Raw genomic sequence first — 25423 nt, 5'->3', positions numbered from 1 at the left:
TCAGCCCAGTGCATCCCGGACGGCCAGCACGCCGCTGAGCGCCTCCTGATGCGACGTGCTCAGCGGTGACAGCCCGAGCCGGATGCCGTCGGGGAACCGGAAGTCCGGGATCACCCCGTCCGCCCACAGCGTCTTCGTCACCTCGGCGAAATCCGGGTGGCCGATCGTGACGTGGCCGCCGCGCGCAGCGGCATCCCGCGGGCTGAGGAGCCGCACGCCGAGCGGCGCGAGCTCCTCGTCGTAAGCCTGCACGACCAGATCCGTCAGCGTCTTCGACTTCTCGCGCACGGCGTCGATGGTCGCCTGCTCGATGAGGTCGAGCATGCCCTGCATCGCCAGCATCCCGAGCACGGGCGGCGTGCCGCTGATGAAATGGCGGATGCCGTCGGCCGGCGCATACGCCGAGCTCATCGCGAACACGTCTCCGGCGCCCATCCATCCCTGAACGGGCTGGCGCAGCACGCCATGATGACGGGCGTTGACATACGCGAACGCGGGGGAACCCGGCCCGCCGTTCAGATACTTGTACGTGCAGCCGACCGCGAGGTCGGCACCGCACGCGTCGAGCTCGGTCGGGATCACGCCGACCGAGTGGCAGAGGTCCCAGAGCATCAGCGCGCCCGATGCGTGCACGGCATCCGTGATCGCCGCCATGTCGGCCAGCGCGCCCGAGCGGTAGTCGACGTGGCTGAGCACGACGAGCGCGGTGTTCTCGTTCACGACCGCCTCGATGTCGGCGACCTGCACGCCGGCGACCGGGTCGGCAGCGACCCAACGCAGCGTCATCCCGCGCTCGGCTGCGACGCCCTCGGCGACGAACCGGTCGGTGGGGAAGTTGCCCTCCTCGATGACGATATCCGAACGGTTTGGACGGGCGTCCACAGCCGCGCGCATGAGCTTGTACAGCAGCACCGTGGTCGAGTCCGCGACGACGGTCTGCCCGGCGGCAGCGCCCAGGCACAGGGCGCCGATGCGGTCGCCGAGTCGGGTCGGCAGGTCCATCCACTCCTCGTCCCACGAGCGGATGAGGCGCGTGCCCCAGTCTTCGCGGATGAACGCGGCGAGGCGGTCGGGCAGTTCGCGCAGCGGGCGTCCGAGCGAGTTCCCGTCGAGGTAGGCGCTGACGCCGGGCGCGTCGACGAATGCATCACGGTGCGCGGCGAGCGGATCGCGGGCGTCGAGCTTTCTGGCTTCGGCGAGGAGATCGGTCATATCAGGCCTCCAGGTCGGCGGGGGTGAGCGGGCGGGCGAGCAGCGGGTCGGGGCTGTCGCCGGGGATGAACAGTGCCCGCGCTCCGTCGACCGGTGCGAAGGCGCGGATCAGATCGTCGCCGTCGATGCCGGCGTCGCGCAGGGCTGCAACCTCGCGCTCGCTGAGACCGGCGGGCGTATCGCCGTTGCCCATGTCGGTGCCGTACAGCACGACGCCACCGGCGGCGTGGAACCGGCGGACGTTGTCGATCGCCGTCGCATACGCCCGGCCGGAGTGGATCGCGAGCGTCGAGATCCACTGCACGGATGCCGCCTGCTCAGCGATCTCGTCATCGGTCAGCCGTTCGGTGAAAGGAGCATGCGCGAGCAGATCGGCGCCGAGCCGTGCCGCTCGCTGCGCCTGGCCGGGTCCTTCGGCGTGCACGACGACAAGCAGCCCGTGGGATGCCGCGAGTTCGAGGATCGCCGTGAACAGGTCGTCGGAGAACACCGGGCCCGCCGTGCTGTTGCTCGCGACCTTGATGCAGTTCGCGCCGGCATCCGCCATCTCCGCGACGGCCGCGGCTGCGGCATCCGCGTCGCCGAGCTCGCGCACCGAACCCGCCGGCGCCCAGGCGCGGTCCGACGGGTAGCCGCCCGGGGGCGTCAGGAATGCCCCGGCGAAGGCGATCTGCACCCCGCCCCCGCCGGATAACTCCGGAGATTCTGCGTCGAACGGGGCTGCTTCGGCAGCCGAGAGCTGTGTTGACGTCAGCTCTCCGGAGTTGTGCGAGGCGGCGCTCCGCGACAGCCCGGCGATCACCTCCGGGTTCCCGCCGAGGTCCACGACCCGACCCAGCACAGAGCCCGCGAGCAGCGATGCGTCGACCAACTGCAGGTGCACGTGGTGATCGGTGAATCCGCCGACCACGAAGCCGCGGGCGACCCGGCGCATCAGGCCCCGATCTCGGTGCGCACCGTGTACAGCTCGGGGAAGAAGGTCAGTTCGAGCGCCTTCTGCAGGAACCCGACGCCGCTCGAACCACCGGTCCCGGGCTTCATGCCGATGGTGCGCGCGACGGTCTTCAGGTGCCGGAACCGCCAGAACTGGAAGTTGTCTTCGAGGTCGACGAGATCCTCGCATGCCTCGTACAGATCCCAGTGCGTGCGCGGGTCCTCGTAGATCTCGCGGATCGCCGGCACGAGGGACGGGTGCGGGCGGTACGGTTCGCGGACGTCGCGCTCGAGGATCTCTGCCGGGATCGGGATGCCGCGCCGCGACGCGTAGCGCAGGAACTCGTCGTACAGCGTGGGCCGCTCGAACTCCGCCGTCAGCAGGGCCAGGTTCGCGGGGTGGTCGCGGAAGACTGAAAGCATCCGCTCGTTCTTGTTGCCCAGCGCGAACTCCACGGCGCGGTACTGCACCGACTGGAATCCGGACGAGTTCCCCAGCGCTCCGCGGAACTGCGCGTATTCGGTCGGGGTGAGGGTCGCGAGCACGGACCACTGCTGGGTCATGACGTCCTGGATGCGCTTGACGCGCGCGACGCGCTTGAGTGCTTCGCGCAGGTCGTCGCTGGCGAGCAGCGTGCGCGCGGAGGACAGCTCGTGCAGCATCTGCTTCAGCCACAGCTCGGTGGTCTGGTGCTGGATGATGAACAGCATCTCGTCGTGGTGCTCGGGAACACTGACCGGATGCTGCGCCGAGAGCAGCTGATCGAGGCCGAGATAGGACCCGTAGGTCATGCGTCCCGACAGATCGGTGACGATCGTGTCCTCGAGCCGCCGTTCGTTTCCGGCCGTATCGTCCGCTTCGGTGCCCATGATCCTCGAGGATATCCTGAACGATCGGTCAGGCGTCAGCAGCATCGCCGTGCACGTCCCGGCCGCGGGTGCCGTGTTCGTCGGCGATGACGGTTCACACTCTGGGGGTCGGATATACGGATGTCGGACGCATCGGGCGAACTCGCCCGACATCTGTGCGTCGGACCCCCGAAATGTCGGCCGCCGGGGTCGCGTCAGCGGCCGGCGAGCACCTCGGCCGTCGTCGCGAGCGCCAACTGTGGCGGGTACAGGCCCATGACGTGCAGCGCCGCGGCGTGGTTCTCGGCGGTCGAGCCGGCGCAGGCGTCGGTGGCGATCGTGACGCGCGCCCCCGCATCCGCCGCGGCCAGCGCCGTCGAGAGCACGCAGCAGTCCGTCGAGACGCCTGCGAGAACGAATCGTCCGCCGCGGCCGACGATCGCCTCCAGCTCCGGGCCCCACTTCCCGAACGTCGGCAGGTCGAGCGTCGGCCGGGTGGACAGCGTGGCGGCGTCCGGAACCAGATCGAAGAGCGGATCGCTCGGCGGCTGATCGGCGAACGGCCACGCAGCGAAGTACTCTCCCCATGAGGTCGAGCGGTCTGCGGTCGGCATCCATCGCGTCACGATCACACGCTCGCCGAACGCGTCCGCGAGCGTGCGGATGCGCGGCATCGCCTCGGCGAAGAACGGCGATCCCCAGTCCGAGTCGGGCGACGCGAAGATGTTCTGCGGGTCGATGACGACCAGCCACTCCTCGGTGGGCTCAGGACGCGAGGAGCTCATGCTTCCTGCCGCCGGATCTTCGCCGCCCGGGCGAACCACGTCACGAGGAACGACAGCACCAGCGCGAAGAAGACGCCGAGGTTCGCGTATGCCCAGTCGCCGTCACGCCCGCCGATGGCGAACAGCAGGTAGCCCTGCCAGTTGTTCCACGCGGCCTCGGCGGCAAAGTTGTTGACGACGAGCCCCCAGCCGATCACCGACGCGACGACCATCGTGACGATCGAGGTCCAGTCCCACGCGCCGTAGCGGCCGCGCGCATCGAACAGAGCGTCCTCGTCGTAGTCCTTCCGGCGCCGCAGGATGTCGGCGATGAGGATGCCGGCCCACGACGCCAGCGGCACGCCGAGCGTGATCAGGAACGACTGGAAGGGTCCGAGGAAGTCCGTCGCGAAGAACACGACCCAGATCGTTCCGAGCGTGAGGATGACGCCGTCGATCGCGGCTGCCGACGGCCGCGGGATGCGGATGCCGAGGCTGATCAGCGTGAGGCCCGACGAGTAGATGCCGAGCACGGCCCCCGAAACCAGTGCGAGCACGGCGGTGAGCAGGAATGGCACGAGCATCCAGATCGGCAACAGGGTCGCGAGCGCTCCGATCGGATCGGCACCGACCGCGGCCATCAGTTCGTGATCGGAGCCGGCGAGCAACAGACCGAAAACGACGAGCAGCACGGGGGCGATCGCGCCGCCGAGGGTGTTCCAGAAGACGATCGCGCCGTCGGACGCGGTGCGCTTCTGATACCGAGACCAGTCGGCGGCGATGTTGATCCAGCCGAGGCCGAAGCCGGTCATGACCATGACGAGCGCGCCGATCACGGCGCCGATGCCGCCGGCGGGCAGGGCCATGACCGCCGCGAAGTCGATGTGCGGGATCGTGAGGATGACGTAGAGGATCGTGACGGCACCGGTGATCCACGTGAGCACCGACTGCATCTTCATGATCGTGTGATACCCGAGGACGGATGCCGCGACGATGAGCGCTGCGACCACGACGGTCGCGATGATCTTCAGTGCGACGCTGTCGCCGTCGCCGCCGAGTTGCGTGATGACGGTCGCAGTGGCGAGCACCGCCATGATGGCGAGGAACGTCTCCCACCCGATCGACGTGAGCCACGACACGATGCCGGGCACCTTCTGACCGTGTACGCCGAATGCGGCGCGGGAGAGCACCATCGTGGGCGCCGAGCCGCGCTTGCCGGCGATCGCGATCAGCCCGCACAGCGCGAACGAGATGACGATGCCGATGATCGACACGATCGTCGCCTGCCAGAACGAGATGCCGAACCCGAGCACGAACGACCCGTACGACATGCCGAACACCGACACGTTGGCCGCGAACCACGGCCAGAACAGGTCGCGCGGCTTCGCCGTGCGCTCGGATTCGGGAATCACTTCGATTCCCGCGCGCTCGATCAGTGCCGGCGCTGCTGCGATCTTCTCTGACATGCCCCCATATTGGCACTGCGGCGGTGACCGCGGGGCGCGACCCTTCGACAGGCTCAGGGATCGACCGTCAGGCGGAGAAGAACGCCTCCGCGACGCGGGTGAGGTCGTGCAGGTCGGTGACCCCTGCGAGCTCACGGGCCGAGTGCATCGACAGGATCGGGATGCCGACGTCGACCGTGCGGATGCCCAGGCGCGTGGCAGTGATCGGGCCGATCGTCGACCCGCACGGCACGCTGTTGTTCGACACGAACTCCTGCGATGCGACCCCGGCGCTCTCGCACCACGAGGCCCACGCGGCTGCGCCGACGGCGTCCGTCGCGTAGCGCTGGTTCGCGTTGATCTTCAAGATCGGCCCCGACCCCAGCAGCGGCTGGACGACCGGGTCGTGCTTGAACACGTAGTTCGGGTGCACCGAGTGCCCGACGTCACTGGAGAGGTGCCAGGATGCCGCGTACGCGCGGCGCTGCTCGGTCGCATCCGCGCCGAGGCCGGCATACACGCGCGACAGCACATCCTCAAGGAAGGGACCTGCGGCTCCTGAGCGCGATGCGGAGCCGAGCTCCTCGTGGTCGAATGCCGCGAGGACGGCGATCGAACCGCTTCCGGTCGCTGAGCCCGTCGAAGCGCCGGCCAGCGCGACGGTCCCGGCGTGGACGGATGCCAGGTCGTCGAGGCGGCCGCTGGCGAAGAACGCGCTGTCCTTGCCGAACACGGCTCCGCGTGCCGAGTCGGCGACGACCGCGTCGAATCCGCGGACGTCTGCCGCGTTCACACCGGCGGATGCCGCGAGCTCGCCGAGCAGGTCCTCCTCGAGCGGATCGCCGAGCCCCCAGACGGGCTGCGTCTGCATCTGCTTGTCGAGGGACAGAGCCTTGTTCGCCTCGCGGTCCAGGTGGATGGCGAGCTGCGGCAGGCGCAGCAGCGCTCCGGTGTCGGCGAGCACGACGCTGCCGTCGGCGAGCGCGAGGCGCCCGGCCAGGCGCAGCTCGCGGTCGAGCCAGGAGTTCAGCAGCGGTCCGCCGTACACCTCGACGCCCGCCTGCAGCCACCCGCGTGAGCCGGTCGTCGGCTGCGGCTTGAGCTTGAAGCCGGGGGAGTCGGTGTGCGCGCCGAGGATCTGCGCGGGCATGGTGGGTGCGGCATCCGCCGGCACGACCCAGGCGATCACGGCTCCGTCGCGGACGACGACGAACCGCCCGCCCGACTGCGCCGGCCAGTCCTCCAGCTCGTCCAGCCGGGTGAATCCGACCTCCTCGAGGCGGCGCGCCACCTCGGCGGCAGCGTGATAGCTCGAGGGCGATGCGGAGACGAAATCGGCGAGGTCCTCGGCATGAGCGAGGGCGGCGGGAGTGACGACCATGGGTTCGATCGTATCCGCGTCGCATGCACCACCTGCTGTTCACGGCGGGGTGTTATGGTGTCGCGCGACAGTGCCTAGGGTTCCGGGGCTTACGCCCGACTGGTCCGAGCGGCACCACGACGGGCCTACGTGGGCCGGCCGTCATCTGACAGGACAAAAGCCCGGAGGAGCCCGTTCGTCGCGCCCGCTGACGGACAGAAGGCTCCCGTGTCTGCACTTGCTCTCGTCCTCGTATTCTCGGCCGCTGTCGCGCACGCCGTGTGGAACGTCATCGCCCACGGCATCAGCCGTGCCGGCATCTCGTTCCTCTGGTGCGGGGCCGTCGCCGGTGCCGTCATCTGGGGAGTCGCCATCCCGTTCACAGGCGGGATGCAGCAGAGCGATCTGACCGGCTTCCTCATCGGCGTCGGCGTCTCGGGAGCGCTGCACGTCGTCTACATGCTCGTGCTCCAGCACGGCTACCGCGTGGGCAACCTCTCCACGGTGTACGCGACGGCGCGGGGGAGCGGTCCGTTCCTGGCGGTGATCGCGGCCATCGTCATGCTGGGGGAGCGGCCGTCCGGGTGGGCCCTGGTCGGGGTGGCGGCCATCATCGCCGGAGTTGTCGCGCTCGGCCTGGTCGATCGCCCGTCGCGCGGCGACACCGGTCGGCGGGTCGATCCCTCGCTGGTGTTCGGTCTGCTCACCGGCGTCGCGATCGCGACGTACACGATCTGGGACACCCACGCCGTCCGCGAATGGCACCTGGCGCCCATCCCGTACATGGTCGGGACGTGTGTCATGGAGATCCTCATCTACTCCGTGATGCTGCGCGGGCGGTGGCGTGAGACGGCGACGTTCGCCCGATTCCAGTGGCGGCGGATCGTCGTGTTCGGATTCCTGTCCCCGCTGTCGTACATCCTCATCCTCATCGCGGTGACGCTCGCGCCCGTCGCGCTCGTCGCACCGCTGCGCGAGATCAGCGTCGTGCTGGTGAGCCTGTTCGGCGTCCTCGCGCTGAAGGAGAGCAGGCCGGTGGCGAGGCTGGGAGCGTCCGGGATCGTCGTGGCCGGGATCGTGCTGCTCGCGCTCTGAGCGCGCGAGGTCGTGCGGTCAGTGGAAGCTGACGAGCCCCGCCTGCGCGGCGGTGACGAGGATCTGCACCCGGTCGCGGACATGCCACTTCGACATGATGCGCCCGAGGTGCGCCTTGACCGTGCCCTCGGAGACGATGAGTGCACGCGCGATCTCGGCGTTGGACATGCCCTGGGACAGGCACTCGAGAACCTCGGTCTCGCGCTCGGTGAGCGCTTCGAGCTCATCCGCGCGGGCGCCGGTCGGCGCCTCGTCGCGGACGTGCTTGATGAGGAGCGACGCGATCGAGGGGGACAGCGAGCTGGCTCCGCTGTGCACCTCGCGGACGGCGGCGAGGATGCTGTCGGCGCTGGAGTCCTTGAGCATGTAGCCGGATGCGCCGGCGCTCAGCATCGGCAGCACGGTGTCACTGCCGTCGAGAGTCGTGACGGCGAGGATGCGCACGTCGGGCCAGCGCTCGGCGATCCTGCCCGTGGCCTCGATGCCGTTCATCTCGGGCATCTGCACGTCCATCATCACGACGTCGGGGCGGTCCTTCTCGACGAATGCGATCGCCTCGAGCCCGGTCTCCGCCTCGCCGATGACGTCGATCTCGGGATCGCGTGAGACGAAGTGCGAAAGCGCGGTGCGCACGAGGGGATCGTCGTCGACGATGAGGACACGGATCTGCGGCATGAGGGAAGCCTAACTGGGGTACTTATGCCCAAGGCGCCTACGTAGACGTTTGGCTAGCAAAGAGTAAACGAGAGTCAGATGTGCTCTCGGATCCCCACCGAGAGGATGAATACAGACATTCAACGAAAGACAAATACGAGGTGGTGAAAACTATGACTTTCTGGGAGCAGCTTGCACGCGCATTCGGTATCATTCGCTAGAATACCTGGCAAATAGGAGATACCAAAGCCATGGCTCAAAGCCTGTCCACGAGGGATGATCCCGGGCTCCTTCGAATGACGCGGGCAGAGTCACTCAACCTCCTTGAACGGATCGCGGTTCTTACTGTCATCGGCGTTCTAATCGCGGTCGATGTGTTGAATCTCGCGATAAATCCCCAAGCGGGACTAACAGAGTCCCTTCTCAGCATTGCGACAACGGCAAGCTTCGCGCTCTTCGTCTGGTGGCCGTGGCTTGCGGTGGCCGCTCTTGGCGTGGTGTTCGCGCTTTCTTTTGTCACGAGCACGGAGTTCGCCGTGATCATGGCCGCATCGGTCGGCGTGGGCCTCGTGATGCGTGTGGGCCGCACCGCGTTGGTTCTTGTATACGTCGCGGCCTACTTGGTGGCCACTGGAATCGTCGCGTACGGCGATTTCGGTACTCCCGTCAACGTCGGCATCTACCTCATCATCGCCACCGTGGCCGGAGCCATCGGCTTCGCGCTCCGCGTCGCCTCGGCGCGCGGGCATCGCCTAGAGGAGAAGCTTGCGCTCCAGGCTGAGCAAGAGAAGGAGGCCGTACTCGCCGAGCGACGATGGATCGCCGGCGAGCTCCACGACAGCATCGCGCACCATCTCACGGTGGTGGCTCTGCACGTCCAGATGCTCGACGACCCCAAGATCAGCCGTGACTCGCAGGAGGCGATCAGCGCCGCCGCGCGCAAGGCGATGGCCGATCTGCGATTCGTGATCGAACTCGCCGACGACGGCCCCCGCGCTTCGGTCGTGCAGACCGGTGACCTCGCCGAGGCCATCGATGAGGCCCGCACCGAGATCGAGGCTGCCGGGCACCCGGTCGTCACCGAAGGCGATCCCCGCGACGGACGCCTGCCCCGCATCGCCGAGATCGTCCTCGGCCGCATCGTCCGCGAGTCGGCGACCAACATCCTCAAGCACGCCGGTGCCGGCGAAGTCGTCATCCGCCTCGTGGTGGATGACGAGGCTGCCGCGCTGACGATCACCAGCCCGCTCCCGCACACCCCGCGACGCGACCTGCCCTCGAGCGGGACCGGCCTGAACCGCATGGCCGAGCGCGTCATCGGAGCCAGTGGCCAGTTCAGCGCGCAAGCCGTCGATGGGCAATGGCGAGTGTCCGCCAGGCTTCCCGTCACCTGAGCCGCCGAGGCATTTCTGGTCGAACGTCCAATGCGGAATCGACATTCGTGCCTTATGGGTCGCCCCAGTGAGTTCTAGGTTCGGAGTACCCCAGAAATAGCGTCCCCAGCGCTGACCGCGGGCGCGGACGATCTGAAGCATCGCGCTCGCGGTTTTTCTCTGCCTTGACGGCCCGCCGCGAACGTCGTCAACGCCCCGCGGCCGCTCGGTTCAGCCCGTGTTCATGCCGCGAGGACAAGGGCGACAGTCGGGTAAACGCCAGGGAAACTCTTCCCGGTTCGGCGCGGGGCTCCGAGATTCGGATGCCACAGTGGATCTCACTTCCCCTCGCTCCGAAAGGTCATCATGACGCGTCCACCCGCGCCTGCGGACTCCGCCGACCTCGTGGTCGTCGGGGCCGGCATCGTCGGGCTCGGCACCGCGTACGCGGCGGTCCGGCGCGGACTCCGTGTGATCGTCGTCGATCGCACCGAGAAGCCCGTCGGTGCGACCATCCGCAATTTTGGTCACCTCTGCATCGGCGCTCAGACAGGCCTGGCACGCGAGCTCGCCGACATCGCGCGACCCGTCTGGCTGCACCTCGCCGCGGCCACCGGCTTCTGGCTCCGCGAATCCGGGACGCTGATCGCAGCGCGGGATGCCGACGAGTTCGCCGTCCTCGAACGCGCCGCCGACGACGGCGGAGTGAGCCTGCTCTCCGCGGACGACCTCCGCAGCAGCGCTCCGATCCGCGAAGGCGCCGTGGTCGGCGGCGCCCGCATCGCCGCAGACCTGCAGACGAATCCGCGTGAGGCCGCCGGCGCGATCATCCGGCATCTCGCCGAGCTCGGCGTCGAGTTCCGCTTCCGCACCGCCGTCACCGCGGCATCCGGTACGGGCGTCGCGACCACACGCGGATCGATCAGCGCCGGACGCGTCGTCGTCGCCGTGAACCACGACGTCGACCAGCTGCTGCCGGGGGTCGCCGAGCGCGTCGGCGTCGTCCGCTGCGCTCTCGACATGATGCGCGTGAGCGCGAGCATGCCGCGTCCGCTGGAGGCGCCGCTGCTGACGGGATGGTCGCTGCTGCGCTACGCACGCTTCGCCGCGTACCCCGAGACAGCACGCCTGCGCGAGCGCATGCACGCGGAGCGCCCCGACCTCGCCGCCCTCGACCTGAACCAGATGTACACGCAGCTGCCCGACGGCACGCTCATCCTCGGCGACTCGCATGCCCGTGGCATCCAGCCCTCGCCGTTCCAGCCCGAGTCGGCATTCGAGGCGTTCCTGGACGAGGCGCGTGCGCTGCTCGACCTCGGCGACCTCCGGATCGTGGAGCGCTGGCAGGGCGTCTACGCATCCGGCCCCGACGAGTTCCTCATGGAGGAACCCGAGCCGGGCCTGCACGTCATCGGCGCGACGACGGGAATCGGCATGACCACCGGTTTCGGACTCGCCGAGCACACGATCGCCGCAGCATACGAGCGAGCACCGCAGCTCGCAGAAGAAGGAGCATCATGACCGCCATCGAACTCGTCGTCCTCGACATGGCAGGGACGACCGTCCGAGACGACGGCGTGGTGGAGCAGGCGTTTCAGCGCGCGGCCGAGCGCACCGGCGTCGCCGATCGGATGCCGTGGCCCGAGGCGCTGCAGTACGTGCGCGACACGATGGGCATGTCGAAGATCGACGTGTTCACGCACCTCGCCGCCGGCGATGTCGCCGCAGCCACCGCCGCGACCGCGGCTTTCGAGGGCGCCTACGCCGAGATCATCGCCGAGCAGGGCGCTGAGGAGATCCCCGGCGCAGCCGATGCGATTCGCGCCCTGCGCGACGCCGGCCTCTCGGTCGTCCTCACGACGGGCTTCGCCCCGGTCACGCGCGACGCGCTGATCGACGCACTGGGTTGGGGCGACCTCGTCGACCTGGCGCTGTCGCCGATCGACGCCGGTCGTGGGCGGCCGGCCCCCGACCTCGTGCTCACCGCACTGCTGCGCACCGGTGCATCCTCGGTGCAGGCCGTGGCCGTGGCCGGAGACACCGCGAGCGATGTCGAGACCGGTCGCAGGGCGGGTGCCGGCTTCGTCGCCGGCGTCCTCTCGGGGGCGCACGACCGTGCGGCGCTCGCCGGTGCGGATGCCGTGCTCGACAGCGTGGTGGACCTTCCCGCAGTGCTCGCGGAGCGCGGTCTGGTCCGTTCCGTCCTCGCAGCCCGGACGCCGTGACATGCGTGTTCTGGCCCCGCATGAGGAGCGACACGACGTCACTTTGAGGCCGGCCGCGATCGCGAGGGTGTGGCTCGGCGCAGGGCAGGCGCACGAGACGGTCGCCGTGCCGGGAGTCGCGCTCGGGCCCGCCGATGCTCTCGTCGCCGTCGAACTGTCGACGGTGTGCGGTTCGGACCTGCACACCGTCGCCGGGCATCGCCCCGCTCCGACGCCGCTGGTGCTCGGGCATGAGAGCGTCGGCCGCGTCATCGCGGTCGGCGACGACGGCGTGAAGACCGTCGACGGATCCGATCTGCGCGTGGGCGACCGCGTGGTGTGGTCGGTGACGGTGTCGTGCGGCGCGTGTGATCGGTGCAGCGCGGGTCATCCGCAGAAGTGTCGCTCACTGCACAAGTACGGGCACGAGCGGATCGGCCCTCGCTGGGAGCTGACCGGGGCGTTCGCCACGCACGTGCACCTGCGTGCGGGCACTGCGATCGTCCGGGTTCCCGAGGCGCTGCCGTCCGCGGTCCTCGCGCCGGCGTCGTGCGCGGCGGCGACGGCGTGGGCGGCCGTGGGTCGTGGCGCGGCCGGTCGTGATCTGGAGGGGCGTCGCGTGCTCGTGTACGGCGCGGGTCTGGTCGGACTGTCGGCGGTCGCCATCGCGGCGGATGCCGGCGCCGAGGTGACGGTCGTCGATCCGTCGCCCGCGCGCCGCGCGTTCGCCGAGCGGTTCGGCGGGACCGCGGCGACCACAGCTTCCGAGCCGGCAGACATCGTGATCGAGGCATCCGGTCACGCCGTCGCCGACGCCTTCGCCGCCGCGGACGTGGGCGGAACGGTCGTGCTGGTGGGGAGTGTCTTCCCGGCAGATGCGGTGCCGTTTGACGCCGAGTCGGCCGTACGGCGACTGCTCACCGTCACCGGCGTGCACAACTACACCGCGCGGGAGCTCGCGGCGGCGACGGCGTTCCTCGCCGGCACCGGACGCGCCTACCCGTTCGCGGATGCCGTCGGTGCCGTATTCCCGCTCGACGATGTGGATGCGGCTATCGCCGCGGCATCCGTTCCCGACGCTCCGCTGCGGGTGGCCGTCAACCCGCGCTGAGGTCGTCGCCCCTCGCCTTTCAAGTAACGCAAATGACCCGATATCGCGCGGCGATCGGGTCATTTGCGTTACTTGAACTGGTGGTTCACCCGGCCAGCGTGCGCGTCCACGGCGGACCGGACGGTGCCTGCGCGGCGATCGCGTCGCTGAGCGCCGAGCGGAACGCGACCACGGCGGGGTGCGCCGACCGTCCCGTGCGTGCAGCGGTCTGGAGCACTCGGTGCGGCTGCCCTGGGAGCCCGATGAGGTCGATCCCGGACAGGTGGTCCGGCGCGAGCAGCGCGGCCATGAACGCGGCGGCGAGCCCGGAGCGCACGAGGTGGGCGTGCACGAGCGGGTCGGGGGAGTCGAAGCGCACGTGCGGTTCGAACCCGGCCCGGCGGCAGAGCGTGCGCGCCCAGACTCCGGTCGGGGTCGAGACCGGGTCGAGCGCCCAGGGGATCTCCGCGAGATCGGTCAGGGTGCGCGGCCGGACCGCGTGCGGGCCGTGCGAGGGCAGTGCGAGGCAGATCGGGTCGACGAGAAGATCCGCGCGGTCTATCCCGGCTCGGATCACGGGGGTCTCGTCGGGGTACTCCTCGCCGATGATGAGGTCGAAGGCGGTGGAGCGGAGGCCGTCGTAGGCTTCGCCGACCTCGCGCTGGGTGACGTCGATCTGCAGATGCGGATGCCGTTCGGCCATGAGCTGCAGCGTGCCGGGCAGCACAGCGAGCACGACGCTCTGGAACGACGCGACGCGCAGGGTCCCGGTGATCTCGGGCTGGGCGGCGGCGAGCTCCGATTCGGCGAGTTCGAGGCGGTCGAACACGGCCTCGGCGTGCTCGACGAGAGCGATCGCCGCCGGCGTCAGCGTCACGCCGCGACCGATGCGCTCGAGCAGTGCGACGCCGCTCTCGCGTTCGAGCTGCGCCAGTTGCTGTGACACCGCCGACGGCGTGTACGACAGGGCCTGGGCGGCGGCCGCGATCGTGCCGCGCACGTGGAGTTCGCGGAGCAGGCGCAGACGGGGAACACTGAGCATAAGCAAAGCTTACGAGTTCACGTTAGAGACGGTTGCTGGATTGAACAATGGTCTGGGATCAGAATGGACGCATGACCTCGACGACCACCACACGCACACCGACCGGCGCGGCTCTGGTGCTCGGCTCGTGCGTGTCGCTGTCGTTCGGCGCGGCGCTGGCCACAGAGCTGTTCCCGACCCTCGGAGCGTGGGGTGTGACGGCGATCCGTCTCGGCATCGCCGCCGTCATCCTGCTCGTGGTGATCCGGCCTGCCGTGCGCGGGTGGGATCGGCGTCAGTGGAAGGCGGCGATCACGTTCGGCGTCGCGCTCGGCGGCATGAACGCGGCCTTCTACGCGGCCATCGACCGCATCCCGCTGGGCCCGGCCGTGGCGATCGAGTTCCTCGGCCCGCTCGTTCTGTCGGCGATCCTGACCCGACGTCTCACCGACACGGCCTGGCTCATCCTGGCGGTGTCGGGCATCACGCTGCTGGGAGTCGACGGGCTGATCGGCAGCGACGCGCTCGACCCGATCGGGATCGGCTTCGCGCTGATCGCCGCCGCATTCTGGGCGTTCTACATCCGTGCCTCCGCGCACGCGGGCGCGGTGATCCCCGGGCGCGGGGCGCTCGCTGTCGCATTCGTCGTGGCATCCGTCCTCATGCTCCCGTTCGGCGTGCCGGCGGCGGTCGTCGCGGTCACCGATCCGACGCTCGTGCTGCTCGCGATCGGCACGGCGCTGCTCGGATCGGTGCTCCCGTACACGCTGGAGTTCAGCGCACTGCGGCTGCTGCCGCAGCGCGTGTTCGGCATCCTGCTCAGCCTGGAGCCCGCGACGGCGACCCTCGCCGGCTGGCTGCTGCTCGGGCAGAAGGCGAGTCCGCTCCGTCTCGCTGCGATCGCGCTGGTGATCGCAGCCAGCGTCGGGGTGAGCCTGGTGCGTCCCCGCCGCCGGATCGAGCCTGAGGCTGCTGTCGCCTCCTCGCTCAAGTAACGCAAATGACCCGATATCGCGCGGCGATCGGGTCATTTGCGTTACTTGAAGGCGGGCTGGACCGGCAGCGGGTAGCGCCGCCGCAGGATCACCCGCTGCACGAGCGTCCACGCCACCGTCACCGTCAGATACAGCGATGCGGCCAGCGGCACGAACACCGCGAAGCCCGCGGTCAGGTAGTGCAGGGCGTTCATCATGCGCAGCATCCCGGGGGAGGAGAGCGGGGAGTCGTCGACCGGCGTCGGGCGGAAGGCCCGCCGCGTGAGCTCGGCGACCGCGATCATGATCGCGATGAGCGCCAGGTAGACGAGGAGCGTCGGCAGCGAGTACGGGCCCGCGAACAGCATGCGCACGAGGCTCGTGCCCAGCGACGCTCCGAACAGGTCGTGGGTGAGCAGGTCGTTCGCGTGCCCGGCGATGTCGGTGCGCAGGAACAAGGTGTAGAGGATGCCGACGACGGGGGCCTGCAGCAGCACGGGCAGGCATCCGGCGAAAGGTGAGGTGTTCTCGTCCTTGTAGAGCTGCATCGTCTCCCGCTGCAGCCGCTCGGGATTCTTCTTGTGGCGCTTCTGGATCTCGCGCAGCTTCGGGGCGAGGCGGGCGCGGGCCTGCTCGGCCTTCGCCTGCGAGATGCCGACGGGGATGAGCAGGGCGCGGATGAGGAGGGTGACGAGGATGACGGCGGCCGCGGATGCCGCGGTACCGGCGAGAGGTTCGAGCGCTGCGGAGAGCGCGGTCAGGGCGCCGTAGGCGGCGTCGAGGATCGCCGCGATGGGTGGGAAGGCATAGATGTCCAAGGGAATGTCCGTTCACAGAGTCGGGATGGTCGGCTGATGCCGTGCTCCCGACCCGAACGGACGGTCACACGGCGCGCGCGACTCCCGGCGCCCGCGGACGCGGGTGGCCGTCGGCATCCGGATCGCTCTGTGCGAGCAGGACGGATGCTCCGATGGCGCGGAGCGGATGCGGTGCAGAGCTCTGGCCGGTCGGCACGAGGCCGAGCGTGATCGCCGTGACGAGGGCGGTGACGGCGAGGAGCGCCACGGCCAGGGTGAGACCCGCGAGGTCGAGCGATGCGAGATCGGGCATCGCGACCAGTCCTAGCGCAGACAGGATCAGCTGCAGCAGCTGCTCGATCCCGTCCGTCATGTCACAGAGGGTACCAGCGCGTGGCTGGGGCGTAGCTTGGGGAGCATGAGCGATCTGCGCGAGGTCCTGGGCATCCGGCATCCGATCCTTCTCGGTGCGTTCGGCGGGCTGTCGTCCGTGGCGTTGACCGCGGCGGTCAGCGAGGCGGGCGGGCTCGGCGCGTACGGACTGTACGGGTACGACGGCTCGCGGATCCGTTCGACGGCTGCGGCGCTGCGAGAGGCCACGGACAAGCCGTTCGTTCTCAACATCTGGCTGCCGACCGGGGACGAGGTGGAGCCCGGGCCGCAGCACACGGTGTTCGCGCAGGCGCTCGAGCCGTTCTACGAGGCGGTCGGCGTCGAGGTGCCGGCGCGCCCTGCGCAGTACCTGCCCGCGCTCGAGGAGCAGCTCGAGGCGATCTGGGATGCCGCGCCCGCTGCGCTCAGCGTCGTCTACGGGGTGCCGTCGGCGGATCTCGTCGCCGAGGCGCACGACCGTGGCATCCGGGTGATCGGCACGGCTACCACCGTCGCCGAGGCGGTCGCGCTGGAGGAAGGCGGCGTCGACGTCGTCGTCGCGTGCGGAGCTGAGGCGGCGGGACACCGAGTGTCGTTCCTGCGGCCGGCGGAGGATTCGCTGGTGGGCACGTTCGCGCTCGTGCCGCAGGTGGTGGATGCCGTCGGCGTCCCCGTCGTCGCCGCGGGCGGCGTCGCCGACCGGCGCGGAGTTGCGGCAGCGCTCGCGCTCGGGGCGGCAGGAGTGCAGGTGGGCACCGCGTTCCTCGCGACGCGCGAGTCGGCGGCGACCGAGGCGCATCGTGCGGCGATCCGTCAGGCGGCGGCGGACGAGACGGTGCTGACCCGCGCGATGAGCGGACGCCTCGCGCGCGGAGCCCGCAATCGCGCGGTGCGGGCGATCGAGGCGAGCGGCACGATCGCGCCGTTCCCGATGCAGAACTGGCTCACCGGCAAGTTCCGCGCAGCGGCGGGTGAGCAGAACCTCGGCGAGCTGCAGTCGCTGTGGATGGGGCAGGCCGCAGGGCTGTCGCGGCTCGACGCGGCGGACGAGGTGTTCGCGGAGCTGGCTGCGGGGCTCTGAGGCGCGGCCGTGCGGCGGCGCCGAAAGCGGCGGGTCAGCGTTTCGGCGGGAATCGGTTTCGACAGGGGGTTTCGGCGGGGCGGATCTTGGCGTGTTGCGCGCCTCGTCGTTGTCGCCGACGAGACTGCCTGAAACGATGGCGGTCTCAACCGATCAACGCACCACCCCTGGGATGATGTGGACGATCGGAGAGGCGGCGCGTGAGCTCGGCGTTGACATTGGAACAACAGGACGCGATCTGGGACAGATGGCGGGCCGGGGAACCGGCGCGGATGATTGCACGCGCCGTCCGTTGCGGCCCCGCGGCAGTGCGAAGGCACCTGGCGCTCACGGGCGGCATCCGACCGTTGCCTCGGAGTCGTGCTGCTCTGAGACTCTCGCTTGTGGAGCGCGAGGAGGTATCGCGGGGCATCGCCGCAGGCGAGTCCGCTCGGGCGATCGCGTCGAGGATCGGCCGCTCGGCGTCTTCGGTGTCACGAGAAATCGCGCGCAACGGAGGCCGGGACGCATACCGGGCCGCGAATGCCGATGCGGCGACGTGGGAGCGGGCTCGCCGGCCGAAGGCGTCGAAGCTGGACCGGCGCGAGGGGCTGCGTGAGTTGGTGCGGTTGAAGCTCACGGACGATTGGTCGCCGGAGCAGATCGCCGCCTGGCTGCGGCGCAGCTCCCCGACGAGCCCGAGTGGTGGATCTCGCCAAGCAGGGGCGCGGCCGGTTACGGAACATGCTCTCCATCCACGACCGACCAGCTCAGGTCGAGGACCGGGACGAGGTGGGGCATTGGGAGGGCGATCTTGTGATGGGTGCACGGCCGAGCGCGGTCGCGACGCTCGTGGGACGGTCGACGCGCACGGTCCGGCTCGTGCGACTGCCGGGGATCAAGGGGCCGGACGCGCACGGCCCTGGTCCAGAACCTCCGAACCCTTCCGAAGGAGCTGCTGCGGACGCTGACGTGGGACCGCGGCCGCGAGATGTCCGAGCACGAACGCATCGCCCAAACGCTGGGCATCGACGTGTTCTTCTGCGACCCGCGTTCCCCATGGCAGCGCGGCTCGAACGAGAACACGAACCGACTGCTGCGGCAGTACCTGCCGAAACAGGCCGACCTGACCCGCTTCACCCAGACCGATCTGGACGGGATCGCGGAAAAGATCAACACACGACCCCGCCGGGTGCTCGGCTGGGACACCAGCCACGACCGACTCCTCGACGCGATCATGACCTGACTACGCGTGAAAGGGATCCCTCAGCGTGCGATAAGAAATCCGCGTAGCGCGGCGGACCATTGGTCGAATGCGTCCAGGTGCGCATCGTGCGTCGCGCCGGTGAGGTCGGCCCGTTTGGCGTTCTTGCCACGGGCGACAAACTCGGCTTTCTGCCCTTCGGTGAACATGCCGCCGTCGGCGTAGACCACGAGCGTGGGCGTGGTGATGCTCTCCCACTCGCTCCAACGTGGCACCGCCACCTCGGAGATGGCGCGAACCATCACGTCGGCGGCGAACCGCGGGTACAGGCCGTCCTCGCGCTCCTCCAGGTCCGCCGCCCACGCTCGCGCCAGCGGGCCACCGCCGAGCAATTCGCGCGCCTCCTCGCGGCTGGAGAAGGGGGTCTCCCAGGAGCGGAAGTAGTCGCCGAGCGCGGCGTGTTCTTCCGCCGACCCGCCGCCTTCGTTGCCTTCTAGGAGCACGAGGCGGTTAACCAAGTCTGGGTGCGCGGCCGCGACGAGCAATGCCGTGTGGGCTCCCATCGACTGGCCGATGAGGTCCACCGGCTGCGCTCCCTCTGCCTCGATGACCCGGGCAACGTCGTTGACGAACGCCGCGCGCGACACTTCAGCCGGCATGCGTGTGGACAGCCCGTGGCCGCGCTGGTCAATCAGGAGCACTCTCCGAGGGGCTAGCGCGTGGGCGGTCGGGATGAATTCGCGGCCGCTGCCTGCCAGTCCGTGCAAGATCACGACCGCCGGGTCCGCCCCGTCGAAGACCGAATACGAGATCGTCGTGCCGTCCTCGACCGTCACTGCACGCCGCGCCTCACCCATTCCACGAAGCTACAGCGGCTCGGGGCCTGCGCGCGATAGCCGGTCGTTCACCGCTCCACCCCTCGGATGAAAAGAAGCCGCGTCAGCATTGGGCTACGGATGCGCGTATAGCCCGCACGAATTATTGCGCGGTGACGGTGCCGTATCTGCAACACTGGTCCGGTGAGCGGAACGAAGGTCGGGTACGCGCGGGTCTCGACCGCTGGGCAGGACGTCGCGGCGCAGCGTGAGGGGCTCGCAGCGCTCGGTGTGAGCGCGAGGCTCTCTACGTCGATCACGGATTGACGGGCCGTAACCGGGACCGGCCGGGTCTGGCCCAGGCCGTCGCTGCGGTGCGGGAGGGCGACACGCTCGTCGTGACGAAGCTCGACCGGCTCGCGCGGTCGCTGCCGGACGCGCGGGACATCGCCGACGAACTGGCGAGCAAGGGCGTCGCGCTGAGCATCGGCGGTTCCGTCTACGACCCGAACGATCCGGAAGGCCGGCTGTTGTTCAACGTCCTCGGCATGGTCGCGGAGTTCGAAGCCGACCTCATCCGGGCCCGCACGCGGGAGGGCATGCAGATCGCCAACGCCGCCGGTAAACTCCGCGGCCGCCAACCCACCCTGAGCAAAGCAAAGCGGAAACATCTGCTCGACCTCGCCGCCGCAGGCAAGCACACCCAAGCCGAACTCGCGGAACTGTTCGACGTGTCCCGCACCACCATCTACCGCGAGCTCCGCCGCGAGTCGAACTGACACGGATACGCTCGACGGCACGGGGGCTCACCGCGGCGCAGCTTTGTTTCAATTGCTGCTTCCACGTGCGCGAGGGTCCGGTCCTCCGCCGAAAACGCGGCGAATGTCTCTGCGTTCTTGGCGCCACCTTCGTCACACGTGGCCCCGGCTGAGGTCACACACCCTGCGTTGTGAGATCGTTGCTGGGTGCTGTTGATGCGCCGATTCCTCCGCCTCACGCCCGGCCGGGCCATTACCGCAGCATTCGGTCTCGTCCTGGCGCTCGGGACCGCTCTCCTGAGCCTGCCAGTCGCGGTGCAGGGGCGTTCGGCGACGTTCATGGAAGCCTTGTTCACCGCGACGAGCGCGTTGTGTGTCACTGGCCACATCATCGTGGACACGCCCGTGTTCTGGTCACCGTTCGGGCAGGCAGTGATCCTTGCCCTTATCCAGGTCGGCGGATTCGGTGTGATGTCGCTGGCGACCCTGCTTGGGTTGCTGGTCGCCCGGCGGTTGGGGTTGCGTACACGCCTCACTGCGGTCAGCGAGACCCACACCGTCGCCGTCGGCGACGTCCGTCGCGTCCTCCTCGGCGTCGCAATCATCACGGTCACGGTGCAGGCCGCTGTCGCCCTCATCCTGTTCCTGCGGTTCTGGCTCGGTTATTCGGAAGAACCAGGTCGCGCCGCGTGGCTCGGCATCTTCCACGCAGTCTCCGCCTTCAACAACGCTGGGTTCGCGCTGTTCAGCGACAACCTGATGTCTTTCGTCACCGACGCGTGGATCTGCCTGCCCATCTGCGCGGCAATCATCCTGGGCGGACTCGGGTTCCCCGTGATCATGGAGCTCCGACGCCGGATTCTCTTCCCGCGACTGTGGACGCTCAACACCCGGACCGTCGTAATCGGCTCCGCCATCCTCCTGGCATTCGGCGCGATCGCGCTCACGGCGTTGGAGTGGTCTAACCCTGGCACCCTGGGCCCCCTCGACCCCGCCGGCCGACTCCTAGCCGGGTTGACGATGTCAGTGATGCCACGTACAGCGGGGTTCAACACGATCGACGTGTCGCAGATGCACGGCGAGAGCTGGTTCGTCACCGACATCCTCATGTTCATAGGCGGCGGCCCCGCGGGCACGGCCGGTGGGCTGAAGATCACCACGTTCGCCGTCCTCTTCTTCATCATCGTGGCGGAACTACGCGGAGACACTGCCGTCAACATGTTCGGGAAGCGCCTCCCCCGCTCCACGCATCGCGAAGCACTGACGGTGGCGCTGCTCGCGGTGGCGCTTGTGGTCGGGTCGACCCTGGCGATCATGCTGATGAGCCCATTCGGGTTCGATCGTGTCCTGTTCGAAGTGATCTCAGCCTTCGCAACCGTGGGACTGTCGACAGGAATCACCGCCGACCTGCCCGACACGGCACAACTTGTTCTCGTCGCCCTCATGTTCATCGGACGGTTGGGGCCGGTCCTCCTGGGGTCCGCCCTCGCACTGACCACCCAGAAACGCATGTACGAACTCCCGAAGGAGCGTCCGATCATTGGATAACCACACCCCCTTCTTCAGCCGTCGACGCCCGAAAGACTCCTCGGCCACGAGCGTCGCGGTAATCGGTCTAGGAAGATTCGGTGGCGCTCTCGCCACCGAACTGGCGCGCTCCGGCACAGAGGTCCTCGGCATCGACACCGACGAGGACACGGTGCAATCCCTCAACGGTGTGCTGACGCATGTCGTCCGCGCCGATTCGACGAAGCAAGTCGCGCTCGAGCAGCTCGGTGTCGTCCAGTTCGACCGAGTCGTCGTCGGCATCGGGTCGGACATCCAAGCGAGCATCCTCACCACGTCCCTGCTCAAACGGATGGGAGTGCGCTCAATCTGGGCGAAAGCCATCAGCGAGCAGCACGGGCTGATCCTCGAACAGCTCGGCATCGAGCACGTGGTCTTCCCCGAAGCAGACATGGGCCGCAGGGTCGCTCACCTCGTGCGAGGCGCGATGCTCGACTACGTCGAATTCGACCGCGACCTCGTCGTCGCCAAGACCGTAGCTCCGCAGGACATCGTCGGACTAACACTCGAGCACGCAGCCGTCCGACGCCGCTACGGGGTCACCATCGTCAAGGTCAAGAGCGCAGACGGGGAGTGGCGTGCAGCGGGAGCCTCCTCCGTCATCACGGCCGGGGATCTCCTCATCGTCATCGGACCCGTTGAACAGACCGAGAAGTTCGCGGCCCTCACCTGAGCACTGCCTACACAACATGCTCACACGCGGCCGGCTGCTAACCCGTCGTCGCCGGCGTCCCGGGCTCTCCGTGATTGCTGGCCGCGTCCGCGGGGTCGTTGGCGCCCGGGGTGAATTGGTCGCAACCGCCTATCCAGCGCACGGTAAGCGAAGGAGCGCGGCTGCGGCGTCTTGGCATCCATGTGGCGCGGGCAGGCCGTAATGCACGCTCATGAGCTCGTGCACGTCGGAGGTGAGTTCTTCGAGGCGAGGTTTGTGTTGCAGCGTGGCCACAAGGGGCTCGATGAGGTCGTCGTACTCGTCGTGTGGCCACGCGATGCTGATGGCTCACCCAACGCACCTGGAATGGACGCCTAAGCCGGCCAGAGCGCCGACCGAAAACCTCCTCCGAAACGTCGATCCGGCGGCCGTTTCTGGGACGACAACCTGCCCTATCGACGCGACACGACCGAAAACGATCGTTTTCGGCGGGTGCACATCCTCGTTGCTAACGTGCCCACCATGGTCCTCACCGCAGCCCAGCGAGCAAGTCTGATCCAGATACTCGATACAGCGGCCGATCTTAACCGCTGGCGTCTCAGGACTCATCGCGTCGAGGAGCCCCGGCGCGAAAGTGAGCTCAGCAGCGGCTGTATCCCTCGTCACATTTCACTGTGCTGCGAGGAGCCCTCGTCGGCGCATCCCAAGCGGTCTGGATCTTGGAATCCGAGGATCGCAATGTGCGGCGCGAGCGAGGTCTGACCGTCCTCACGGAGACGTACGCACAGATGGACAAGTACCACGGCTTTCTCGAGAGCACGCCACTCGACGCCGCGGACCGTGCAAGTCTCGTCGATCAGCGACGCGACGATCAACCTCGCTGAGATCATCGTCGCCGCAGCTGACCACGCGTTCCTGGACCGGACGTCGCGCGACGCCGCCCGGCGGTCGTGGCGTGAGATGAGCGCTGACGCTCACGTTCTTGGTTGGTCGCTCTTCCAGCGGACAACCTTCGGACCGCGGCACTCTCGACAGTTTGCCGGCCAGAATCGCGGGTCACCCCCCGCGATTGGGAGACACGCCCTAGCTCTGGGCCTCGCCGAGGCGCGCTTCGGGCGTGAGGTCGGCGCGGAGACCGCCGCCGGTCGCAGCCCGAGCAAGAGCGCGACCCAGCGCAGGTGCCTGCTTGAACAAATTGTGACCGGCCACAAAAAGGACAGAGCCTGCCTCCCACACGGCCACGCCGTCCTCACTCCACGGGAGATCGGTCACCCAGCAGTGAAGGAAGTCGCGCGGCTCCGGGTGGAGACCGGGCAGCGCCCGTGTCACGTATTCGCGTGCGCGTTCGTCCAGCGATCTAATCGCCGCCGGGTCGATGAAAGTTCCGTCGTCGCGGACGCCGACGGTGTCGCTGAGTCCGACCGAATAGCTGCTGTTGCCCGGTAGCGGCGTCGCGTAGACGCCGACTTCGCCGAAGACGCCGCTGCTGTCCTGCAGGCACGCGACTCGTGGCGGGGCGGCGGCTTTCACATCGAAGGTCAGCCTGACGTGTGCGGCAAGCCGAATCGGCAGCGACAGGCCGACACTGCGTGCCAGGCGGGCGGTTTCGCGGCCGGCGCACACGACCACCTTGGAGTAGACAGCCCGGTCGGCGACGCTGCGCACCTCGACCGTCCCGTCGGCGCGGGGATCGATCGAGATGACCTCACCTGTGGTGACGGCATCTGCGAGGGCACCGGTGAGTGCCGTGATCGCGGCTCGGGTACGGATCGCGCCGCCCGACTCGTCGAGCACAGCTGGCCCCGAATACCCAGCGAGCAGCGGCATCCACTGGGGGACCTCGGCCGCGTCGATCTCGTGCGCTTCCACGCCGCCGACCTGGTCGAGCACCCGCAGCCGCGCCAGGGCGCTGTCTCCGATCGCCAGGACACCGTCTGATGAGACCAGCTCGACGTCGAAGTGTTCGGCCCACTCATCCCATACGCCGCGGCTTTCGCGCGCGAAAGCGACGAGTCGCGCGTCGTCGTGGGCATGCCGGAAGATCCGCGACTCGCCTGCGGACTGACCCGTCCCGGGCACACCAGCCTCGTACAAGCGCACCGGTACGCCCTGCTCCCGTAGCGCGTACGCCGTCGACAGACCGACGATCCCGCCCCCGATCACTGCTACCTCGGGTGAACGCGTCGTGGCAACGCCGTCGTCAGTTCCTGTCATCGCGGTTCCCCGATCTGTCGGTGATTAGCGGTAGGACGCAAGAGAAGGGGCCGCTGCCACGACGTCAGCGGGCTGTGCAAGCCCGAAGCCACCGCGCGCAAACGACCCCTCCTTCCTGGGCCAGTACTCCCGGTCTGTGGTGTCAGGCGGGGAGTTTGGAGCCCAGGACGTCGAGCTTCTCGATCGTCGGCTCGCTGAACAGTTTGCCCGTCTGCTCGCCGAGAGCGGTCGCAACTGCGCCGGACAGGTGCGCGTCGCGGCCGGCGTCATCGGGGAACACGTCGAAGATCCCGAATGAGGACGGTCCGAGACGGATGGCGAACCACGCGGTGGTCGCCTGCTCGTCCTCAACAAGCGCACGGCCGCTGTCAAGGAACTCCTTCACGTCGTCCTCCTTCCCGGGCAACGCGTCGAACTTGACCAGCAATCCCTTGGTCACACTCATGACTTCTCCTCTTCCTTTGTCGTGGTGCCCGCGAGTTGGGTCACTATCGCCTCGGAGAACGCCGGCAGGTCCTCCGGCGAACGGCTGGTGATCAGGTTCCCATCCACCACGACGTCCTGGTCGACGACGTCCGCACCAGCGTTGCGCAGGTCCGTGCGGATGCTCGGGAACGACGTCAGGGTGCGACCGGCGGCCACGCCGGCCTCGATCAACGTCCACGGTCCGTGACAGATCGCCGCCACGGGCTTGCCGCTCTCGACGAACTCGCGAACGAAGGAGACGGCGTCCTTGTCGACCCGGAGCTGGTCGGGGTTCACCGTGCCGCCGGGAAGCAGCAGGGCGTCGAAGTCGCCCACCGAGGCGTCGGCGACCAACCCGTCGACGGTGAACGTGCCCGCTTCATCCAGGTCGTTCTCACGGGCCTTGATCTCGCCGTCGTGGATCGAGAGGACCTCGGTCTGAGCGCCGGCCCGTTCCAGTGCTTCGCGGGGTTGCTCGAGCTCAACGCGCTCGACTCCGTCGGCGGCGAGGATCGCGACCCTCTTGCCCTGAAGATCAGCTGCCAT

23 protein-coding genes and 2 pseudogenes are annotated in these 25423 nt (G+C 68.6%); 11 read left to right on the top strand and 14 right to left on the bottom strand.

What is annotated here, in order from left to right:
• From KEC56_RS00685 to KEC56_RS00660, 6 genes are all read right to left on the bottom strand, one after another.
• The gene (locus KEC56_RS00685) at positions 1 to 1212 is read right to left on the bottom strand and encodes a kynureninase (protein WP_227529407.1); all 1212 of its coding nucleotides are present in this window, start codon (positions 1210 to 1212) and stop codon (positions 1 to 3) included.
• A 1-nt stretch (position 1213) separates the two neighbouring features.
• Positions 1214 to 2146: an amidohydrolase family protein gene (locus KEC56_RS00680; protein ID WP_227529406.1), complete on the bottom strand. Its 933-nt coding sequence runs from the start codon at positions 2144 to 2146 to the stop codon at positions 1214 to 1216.
• Positions 2146 to 3015: a tryptophan 2,3-dioxygenase gene (locus KEC56_RS00675; RefSeq protein ID WP_175985065.1), complete on the bottom strand. Its 870-nt coding sequence runs from the start codon at positions 3013 to 3015 to the stop codon at positions 2146 to 2148. The genes KEC56_RS00680 and KEC56_RS00675 overlap by 1 nt, the downstream gene beginning before the upstream one ends.
• 194 nt (positions 3016 to 3209) lie before the next feature.
• Entirely contained in the window at positions 3210 to 3779 is a 570-nt protein-coding gene (locus KEC56_RS00670; RefSeq protein ID WP_227529405.1) for a cysteine hydrolase family protein, read from the bottom strand.
• Positions 3776 to 5224 (bottom strand): purine-cytosine permease family protein, encoded by a 1449-nt coding sequence (locus tag KEC56_RS00665; protein WP_227529404.1) that lies wholly within the window; start codon positions 5222 to 5224, stop codon positions 3776 to 3778. The genes KEC56_RS00670 and KEC56_RS00665 overlap by 4 nt, the downstream gene beginning before the upstream one ends.
• A gap of 67 nt (positions 5225 to 5291) precedes the next feature.
• The gene (locus KEC56_RS00660) at positions 5292 to 6584 is read right to left on the bottom strand and encodes a M18 family aminopeptidase (protein WP_227529403.1); all 1293 of its coding nucleotides are present in this window, start codon (positions 6582 to 6584) and stop codon (positions 5292 to 5294) included.
• Positions 6585 to 6791: 207 nt separating this feature from the next.
• Here KEC56_RS00660 and KEC56_RS14005 point away from each other — a divergent pair, with 207 nt between their 5' ends.
• Positions 6792 to 7658 carry an EamA family transporter gene (locus KEC56_RS14005; protein WP_227529402.1) on the top strand — a complete coding sequence of 289 codons (867 nt, stop codon included), beginning with the start codon at positions 6792 to 6794 and terminating at the stop codon, positions 7656 to 7658.
• Between the two features lie 18 nt (positions 7659 to 7676).
• Here KEC56_RS14005 and KEC56_RS00650 read toward each other — a convergent pair whose 3' ends face one another.
• The gene (locus tag KEC56_RS00650) at positions 7677 to 8333 is read right to left on the bottom strand and encodes a response regulator (protein ID WP_175985076.1); all 657 of its coding nucleotides are present in this window, start codon (positions 8331 to 8333) and stop codon (positions 7677 to 7679) included.
• A gap of 458 nt (positions 8334 to 8791) precedes the next feature.
• Between KEC56_RS00650 and KEC56_RS00645 the strand changes: the two genes are divergently transcribed.
• The 4 genes from KEC56_RS00645 to KEC56_RS00630 all read left to right on the top strand — a co-directional run bounded on the left by KEC56_RS00645 (position 8792) and on the right by KEC56_RS00630 (position 13000).
• Positions 8792 to 9706, top strand: a complete 915-nt coding sequence (locus KEC56_RS00645) for a sensor histidine kinase (protein ID WP_227529401.1) — start codon at positions 8792 to 8794, stop codon at positions 9704 to 9706.
• Positions 9707 to 10051: 345 nt separating this feature from the next.
• Positions 10052 to 11206 (top strand): TIGR03364 family FAD-dependent oxidoreductase, encoded by a 1155-nt coding sequence (locus KEC56_RS00640; protein WP_227529400.1) that lies wholly within the window; start codon positions 10052 to 10054, stop codon positions 11204 to 11206.
• Positions 11203 to 11910 (top strand): phosphonatase-like hydrolase, encoded by a 708-nt coding sequence (locus tag KEC56_RS00635; RefSeq protein WP_264674981.1) that lies wholly within the window; start codon positions 11203 to 11205, stop codon positions 11908 to 11910. Before KEC56_RS00640 ends, KEC56_RS00635 begins: the two co-directional genes overlap by 4 nt.
• Position 11911: 1 nt before the next feature.
• The gene (locus KEC56_RS00630) at positions 11912 to 13000 is read left to right on the top strand and encodes an alcohol dehydrogenase catalytic domain-containing protein (protein ID WP_227529399.1); all 1089 of its coding nucleotides are present in this window, start codon (positions 11912 to 11914) and stop codon (positions 12998 to 13000) included.
• Between the two features lie 85 nt (positions 13001 to 13085).
• On the opposite strand, the gene KEC56_RS00625 is transcribed toward KEC56_RS00630, so the two are convergent.
• On the bottom strand, positions 13086 to 14021 hold the full coding sequence (locus tag KEC56_RS00625) for a LysR family transcriptional regulator (RefSeq protein WP_227529398.1): 936 nt from the start codon (positions 14019 to 14021) through the stop codon (positions 13086 to 13088).
• 71 nt (positions 14022 to 14092) lie between these two features.
• Here KEC56_RS00625 and KEC56_RS00620 point away from each other — a divergent pair, with 71 nt between their 5' ends.
• A complete protein-coding gene (locus KEC56_RS00620) occupies positions 14093 to 14995 on the top strand; it encodes an EamA family transporter (protein WP_227529397.1) in 903 nt (300 codons plus the stop codon).
• Positions 14996 to 15036: 41 nt separating this feature from the next.
• Here the strand turns inward: KEC56_RS00620 and KEC56_RS00615 are convergent, their stop codons facing one another.
• Both KEC56_RS00615 and KEC56_RS00610 read right to left on the bottom strand, forming a co-directional pair.
• On the bottom strand, positions 15037 to 15792 hold the full coding sequence (locus tag KEC56_RS00615) for a YidC/Oxa1 family membrane protein insertase (protein ID WP_227529396.1): 756 nt from the start codon (positions 15790 to 15792) through the stop codon (positions 15037 to 15039).
• Positions 15793 to 15856: 64 nt separating this feature from the next.
• A complete protein-coding gene (locus KEC56_RS00610) occupies positions 15857 to 16144 on the bottom strand; it encodes a DUF6412 domain-containing protein (RefSeq protein WP_227529395.1) in 288 nt (95 codons plus the stop codon).
• 45 nt (positions 16145 to 16189) lie between these two features.
• Between KEC56_RS00610 and KEC56_RS00605 the strand changes: the two genes are divergently transcribed.
• Positions 16190 to 17224, top strand: coding sequence for an NAD(P)H-dependent flavin oxidoreductase (locus KEC56_RS00605; protein WP_227529394.1), 1035 nt, complete (start codon positions 16190 to 16192; stop codon positions 17222 to 17224).
• 200 nt (positions 17225 to 17424) lie between these two features.
• Positions 17425 to 18449, top strand: a pseudogene (locus KEC56_RS00600) (IS30 family transposase).
• A 20-nt stretch (positions 18450 to 18469) separates the two neighbouring features.
• Here the strand turns inward: KEC56_RS00600 and KEC56_RS00595 are convergent.
• Positions 18470 to 19264, bottom strand: a complete 795-nt coding sequence (locus tag KEC56_RS00595; RefSeq protein WP_227529393.1) for an alpha/beta fold hydrolase — start codon at positions 19262 to 19264, stop codon at positions 18470 to 18472.
• Between the two features lie 162 nt (positions 19265 to 19426).
• Here KEC56_RS00595 and KEC56_RS00590 point away from each other — a divergent pair.
• The 3 genes and pseudogenes from KEC56_RS00590 (at position 19427) to KEC56_RS00580 (ending at position 22219) form a co-directional block, all read left to right on the top strand.
• Positions 19427 to 20001, top strand: a pseudogene (locus tag KEC56_RS00590) (recombinase family protein).
• 195 nt (positions 20002 to 20196) lie between these two features.
• A complete protein-coding gene (locus KEC56_RS00585) occupies positions 20197 to 21528 on the top strand; it encodes a TrkH family potassium uptake protein (RefSeq protein ID WP_227529392.1) in 1332 nt (443 codons plus the stop codon).
• Positions 21521 to 22219 (top strand): potassium channel family protein, encoded by a 699-nt coding sequence (locus KEC56_RS00580; RefSeq protein ID WP_227529391.1) that lies wholly within the window; start codon positions 21521 to 21523, stop codon positions 22217 to 22219. Before KEC56_RS00585 ends, KEC56_RS00580 begins: the two co-directional genes overlap by 8 nt.
• Before the next feature lie 1062 nt (positions 22220 to 23281).
• Here KEC56_RS00580 and KEC56_RS00575 read toward each other — a convergent pair.
• From KEC56_RS00575 to KEC56_RS00565, 3 genes are all read right to left on the bottom strand, one after another.
• Entirely contained in the window at positions 23282 to 24412 is a 1131-nt protein-coding gene (locus tag KEC56_RS00575) for an NAD(P)/FAD-dependent oxidoreductase (RefSeq protein WP_227529390.1), read from the bottom strand.
• A gap of 142 nt (positions 24413 to 24554) precedes the next feature.
• Entirely contained in the window at positions 24555 to 24857 is a 303-nt protein-coding gene (locus KEC56_RS00570; protein WP_175985107.1) for a putative quinol monooxygenase, read from the bottom strand.
• The gene (locus KEC56_RS00565) at positions 24854 to 25423 is read right to left on the bottom strand and encodes a type 1 glutamine amidotransferase domain-containing protein (protein ID WP_227529389.1); all 570 of its coding nucleotides are present in this window, start codon (positions 25421 to 25423) and stop codon (positions 24854 to 24856) included. Before KEC56_RS00565 ends, KEC56_RS00570 begins: the two co-directional genes overlap by 4 nt.

The organism is Microbacterium tenebrionis, from assembly GCF_020682665.1.
Classification (GTDB): Bacteria; Actinomycetota; Actinomycetes; order Actinomycetales; family Microbacteriaceae; genus Microbacterium; species Microbacterium tenebrionis.
Note: the sequence above shows the minus strand (reverse complement) of the source record. Positions and strands in the feature narration are given on the sequence as shown.

Bases quoted from the DNA above. Each gene is read 5' to 3' on its own strand.
- KEC56_RS00685 (WP_227529407.1), bottom strand. From the start codon at position 1,212: ATGACCGATCTCCTCGCCGAAGCCAGAAAGCTCGACGCCCGCGATCCG.
- KEC56_RS00680 (WP_227529406.1), bottom strand. From the start codon at position 2,146: ATGCGCCGGGTCGCCCGCGGCTTCGTGGTCGGCGGATTCACCGATCAC.
- KEC56_RS00675 (WP_175985065.1), bottom strand. From the start codon at position 3,015: ATGGGCACCGAAGCGGACGATACGGCCGGAAACGAACGGCGGCTCGAG.
- KEC56_RS00670 (WP_227529405.1), bottom strand. From the start codon at position 3,779: ATGAGCTCCTCGCGTCCTGAGCCCACCGAGGAGTGGCTGGTCGTCATC.
- KEC56_RS00665 (WP_227529404.1), bottom strand. From the start codon at position 5,224: ATGTCAGAGAAGATCGCAGCAGCGCCGGCACTGATCGAGCGCGCGGGA.
- KEC56_RS00660 (WP_227529403.1), bottom strand. From the start codon at position 6,584: ATGGTCGTCACTCCCGCCGCCCTCGCTCATGCCGAGGACCTCGCCGAT.
- KEC56_RS00650 (WP_175985076.1), bottom strand. From the start codon at position 8,333: ATGCCGCAGATCCGTGTCCTCATCGTCGACGACGATCCCCTCGTGCGC.
- KEC56_RS00640 (WP_227529400.1), top strand. From the start codon at position 10,052: ATGACGCGTCCACCCGCGCCTGCGGACTCCGCCGACCTCGTGGTCGTC.
- KEC56_RS00635 (WP_264674981.1), top strand. From the start codon at position 11,203: ATGACCGCCATCGAACTCGTCGTCCTCGACATGGCAGGGACGACCGTC.
- KEC56_RS00630 (WP_227529399.1), top strand. From the start codon at position 11,912: ATGCGTGTTCTGGCCCCGCATGAGGAGCGACACGACGTCACTTTGAGG.
- KEC56_RS00625 (WP_227529398.1), bottom strand. From the start codon at position 14,021: ATGCTCAGTGTTCCCCGTCTGCGCCTGCTCCGCGAACTCCACGTGCGC.
- KEC56_RS00620 (WP_227529397.1), top strand. From the start codon at position 14,093: ATGACCTCGACGACCACCACACGCACACCGACCGGCGCGGCTCTGGTG.
- KEC56_RS00610 (WP_227529395.1), bottom strand. From the start codon at position 16,144: ATGACGGACGGGATCGAGCAGCTGCTGCAGCTGATCCTGTCTGCGCTA.
- KEC56_RS00605 (WP_227529394.1), top strand. From the start codon at position 16,190: ATGAGCGATCTGCGCGAGGTCCTGGGCATCCGGCATCCGATCCTTCTC.
- KEC56_RS00595 (WP_227529393.1), bottom strand. From the start codon at position 19,264: ATGGGTGAGGCGCGGCGTGCAGTGACGGTCGAGGACGGCACGACGATC.
- KEC56_RS00585 (WP_227529392.1), top strand. From the start codon at position 20,197: ATGCGCCGATTCCTCCGCCTCACGCCCGGCCGGGCCATTACCGCAGCA.
- KEC56_RS00575 (WP_227529390.1), bottom strand. From the start codon at position 24,412: ATGACAGGAACTGACGACGGCGTTGCCACGACGCGTTCACCCGAGGTA.
- KEC56_RS00570 (WP_175985107.1), bottom strand. From the start codon at position 24,857: ATGAGTGTGACCAAGGGATTGCTGGTCAAGTTCGACGCGTTGCCCGGG.
- KEC56_RS00565 (WP_227529389.1), bottom strand. From the start codon at position 25,423: ATGGCAGCTGATCTTCAGGGCAAGAGGGTCGCGATCCTCGCCGCCGAC.